Origin of the sequence: Corynebacterium sp. 045007, assembly GCF_040743205.1 — a bacterium.
Taxonomy (GTDB): Bacteria; Actinomycetota; Actinomycetes; order Mycobacteriales; family Mycobacteriaceae; genus Corynebacterium; species Corynebacterium jeikeium_D.
On sequence record NZ_JBFLKW010000038.1, the window covers coordinates 1 to 2,463 of the forward strand.

At 53.3% G+C, this 2,463-nt stretch carries 1 protein-coding gene; it reads right to left on the reverse strand.

The features are described 5' to 3' along the window. Window positions 1-533: 533 nt before the first annotated feature. Window positions 534-1,982: a nucleobase:cation symporter-2 family protein gene (locus AB1Z34_RS11090; protein ID WP_367158345.1), complete on the reverse strand. Its 1,449-nt coding sequence runs from the start codon at window positions 1,980-1,982 to the stop codon at window positions 534-536. Between the last annotated feature and the right edge of the window lie 481 nt (window positions 1,983-2,463).

Genomic DNA, 2,463 nt, shown 5'->3' on the forward strand with positions numbered 1-2,463 from the left:
CCGCCGGCATAATAATCTTGTTTGTGGGTCGTGGTTGCCTTGCCCCTTGTGTGGGGTTGGGTGCTGCGGCCCGCTTTTGTACCTACGGGTAAACAACATTTAATCGACAAATGTCGTGGCTTATATCTCGGGGTAGCTACCGATTTGGCTTAATTGCGGGTACTTAGAAGGGTCCGATGCGCAGTACACCGGTCGGAGGCTCCTCGAATTCTGTCACTGAGCTTGTTGGCATGTCCGATTCAGTTATTGCACTTCTGTGATTACCACAGCCACTCATCCCGACATGCAGATACCGCGCTTCAATGGGGCTTTACTGCCAAGCTGTCCAAATAGGGATCCATACGCTTATTTGGAATTCGTCCTGATTCTTAAGCCCTACCTACGAGACAACGCGGCGCCATCCAAGGTCGCGCCAAAAGGAAATCCCGTATGGGCGAGGTATTGCCTGCGCCCATACGGGAATGTGTTGTATTTAATTACGCCAGCGCGGTCTGGGATTGAGCTATCCAGCCACGCTAATCAAAGTACCGAAGTTAGTTATTACTGCTTGGCTTAGCGGGCGGGACGTCGCCGTAGCCGTCGTGGTCCTTATCTTCAGAGTTGATACCTCCGCGGAAGGTGTCGTGAGCGCTCGGAGTAACTGCGTGCGGTGCACGGTCGGCGGTGTTGAACAAAAGGTTCAAGATAATAGCTGCGACGGAACCTACGCAGATTCCTGAGGCCATAAACGTTTGTGCCCATGCCGGCAGTCCGGAGAATAGTTCGGGCGATACAGCCGGAAGCAATGCCAGTGCCAACGGAATACCAACCACGATCACGTTGGATTCAGTGAACTTAACCTTGGATAGGGTGCGGACGCCGGATGCTGCGACCATGCCGAACAAGGCGATACCGGCACCTCCCAAAACTGGAGCCGGGATAGCAGCAACGAGAGCGGCCGTCTTTGGAATCAGTCCCAGAATCAGCAGCATTCCGCCTGCAGCTGCGGTAACCCACCGGGATCGCACACCCGTGATGGACAGGACGCCGATGTTCTGGGCAAACGCCGTGTATTGGAAGGTATTGAAAATACCACCGATCACGGTCGCAGCACCGTCGGCACGCAGTGTGTCGGCAATACGGCGATTATCAATCTCGGTCTCGGTAATCTCACCGATTGCAAGCACATCTCCAGTTGCCTCGACCATAGTCACAAGCGAGACAATGCACATGGCAAATACAGCCGAGAAGACAAACTCAGGCATGCCGAAGTAGAACGGATGTGTCAGCCCAAAGATTGGTGAGTCCTTGGTCCCAGACCAATCCACCATTCCCAATGGAATGCATAGCAGCAACCCAGAAATCATGCCCACTAGAACGGCGATTCGGGCGAGCCATTCCGGTGCCCAACGCTCAATACTGAGAATCAAGACCAACACAAACACAGCTACTGCCAAGTTTTGGGGCGTGCCGAAATCAGGAGTGTCCTTGACTTCAGCACCGCCACCAACCCAGTCAGCTGCGACTGGCATAAGCGTCGTACCGATAATCAATAGCACCGTGCCAGTGACCAACGGCGGAAATAGACGTAGAAGCGACGCAAAAAGCGGTGCAAAGAGCATCATGAAAATGCCCGATGCAATCACCGAACCGTAGATTGCGGGCACGCCGTATTGCGATCCGATAGTGACCATCGGAATGGCGGCAGAGAAGGTACAGCCCTGAATCAGTGGTAACCGCACACCAAATCGCCAAATACCCACCGACTGCACGATGGTGGCGATGCCGGCAACAAACAGGTCCGCGGCAATTAGGTGCGGAATATCGGATGGGGACATACGCCCGGCATCCACAAGTGCCCAGCCCACGAAAAGCGGGACTGCCACCGCGCCTGCATACGCGGCGAGCACATGTTGAAAGCCGAGTACAAGCAATTTCACATGGCCCGGATACTCATCGACCGGATGGACGGTCCGAGCATCGGTCTTCGTTGATGTAGTCACAGTTCGACTTTAGTTCCCTAGCCCAGCTTTTCCTCACTGGAGCTTTCTATTGGGGTGGTTTCGCTCCATCTCGCTTTACGACGAAGGCCTCGAGACTTGTCACTTTGCTGAGATAACTCGTGAGTGTGCGTAAGAAGCCGGTGAACGAACGCATTGCCGAACAGCTTTAAGTGAAACTCTAGGGTTATGGTCTTCTATTAGCTCGAAAGTACCCAAGAAAGTCATTGTGACCTGGGGGTTCGCTTTATGTGTGAAGTGTGTGTAATGTATCCGGGGTCAGCGCGACAGGGCGATGTGATTGCTTGTTGTGGTGATGTGGGGGAGAGTTTACTTTGTATTCACGGTCGGTTTGACTTGTGTTTGCAGTGAAGGTAGAGTCTTCTTCTGCTGCTCATGTGGTGGTTGCCCTGGTTTTGGGGTGGTTGTCTTCGTGGGTGTGTGTTGTGTGAGAACTCAATAGTGTGCCGATGTACTAACTAAT